Raw genomic sequence first — 1,237 nt, 5'->3', positions numbered from 1 at the left:
CAACGCTATCCACAAATCACATAAAAAGTCGATACTGGTATTCATTGCACACCCCCAAAGATTTGTTCTCTCAAACAAGCCAATCCTCTGGATGTGATTTTTGTTGAAGGGAGTACCTTTTCTGTACCATCTGGTCTTTGGATAGTGATAGCAGGACAGTCCATGAAACCTTTTTTGATTTTATCCTGATAAGGTAACAGAGGCGCCCCTGGAGCCCGTCGATACACCCAATCATGTTTACGCAAGTAATTGGTTAAGTCCTTTGGGCGCACCTCCAACATCTTCGCTGCTTCGATAAGACCGAATAAACCATCAGAGCGTTTTAAACCTTCCAAAGCTTCTGCTTTAGGCTTGAGTGTACTCACCTCATTTCTTAAGTCTTCTAATTGATTGATACTCTCTAAAAGGAGTTGCTTAATCGTAAGAGGATTTTCCAAAGCATTGGCAAGATCCATTTGTGGTGCGGCTACTTGTTTTAACCGTTTTTCACACTCAATAAAGTATAAACGCGCTTCTCTACCTTTCTTATTATTCTCAACCATAGAAAGTTCTTTAGCTACGCTTAAGGTGAGGTGATAATCTTTACGATTGTGACCACCCCTGCCTTTGCTCCCCAAAATCGGGGAGCAAACAAAGTCTTGATTTTCTAATAAATTATATTTGTTGATACGGTCTGTAATCCAAGTAGAGAAATCTTTTCCTATTTCCAAAAACGCATGTAATTCACGCGCATTAACGGTCTGAACGGTATCACCATCAATCATAGTTTTGTGTATGTCGATTAAATATTGCGCCATGATTTGGCTCCTATGTGCTTAAATGTTTTTCATTGACACTCTATGAAGAGCGCCGGGTGCTGAAAAACACGGCACATAGCCCGTCGTTATGCCTTTCCCAAAAGGGTATTGTATAGCATAACCACACCCGACAAAACCATTATATGCGTGTAGCATACAACGAGTCAAAGTTTTTAATTGGCGGAGAAAAGACTGTTTCGGCAATCTATCCGCTATGTGTTTAAGGCGTTTTTCAGGCACCTGATTCGACAATAGACATACTGATAGTATTTTGTCAATTAAAAAGTTTGAAAATTGACGCAAATAAATCATATCGATTTCATCAGTCAGTTCGTATTTCTTTTTTATCATAATAACCTCCTCTTAATGCATGCTTTGTCTTTTAAGCTCTTGAGACAGCACACCAATTCCTTTTGCTGTAATTTTTGCGCAAGGAATGA

At 39.4% G+C, this 1,237-nt stretch carries 2 protein-coding genes and 1 pseudogene; all 3 read right to left on the bottom strand.

Annotated elements, in window-relative coordinates; translation table 11 throughout:
* Positions 1-41: 41 nt before the first annotated feature.
* Positions 42-797 (bottom strand): antA/AntB antirepressor family protein, encoded by a 756-nt coding sequence (locus tag ACFIL8_RS10540; protein ID WP_375689721.1) that lies wholly within the window; start codon positions 795-797, stop codon positions 42-44.
* An 18-nt stretch (positions 798-815) separates the two neighbouring features.
* Positions 816-1,148, bottom strand: coding sequence for a hypothetical protein (locus ACFIL8_RS10535; RefSeq protein WP_375689719.1), 333 nt, complete (start codon positions 1,146-1,148; stop codon positions 816-818).
* Positions 1,149-1,160: 12 nt separating this feature from the next.
* Positions 1,161-1,237 (bottom strand): annotated as a pseudogene (locus ACFIL8_RS10530) (phage antirepressor Ant); the annotation flags it as partial.

The sequence above is a fragment of the Bartonella sp. AP57NXGY genome (assembly GCF_042195805.1).
In the GTDB taxonomy this organism is placed as follows: Bacteria; Pseudomonadota; Alphaproteobacteria; order Rhizobiales; family Rhizobiaceae; genus Bartonella.
Note: the sequence above shows the minus strand (reverse complement) of the source record. Positions and strands in the feature narration are given on the sequence as shown.

What these genes read in the sequence shown, in the direction of transcription:
- ACFIL8_RS10540 (WP_375689721.1), bottom strand. Translation starts at nt 797, where the DNA reads ATGGCGCAATATTTAATCGACATACACAAAACTATGATTGATGGTGAT.
- ACFIL8_RS10535 (WP_375689719.1), bottom strand. Translation starts at nt 1,148, where the DNA reads ATGATAAAAAAGAAATACGAACTGACTGATGAAATCGATATGATTTAT.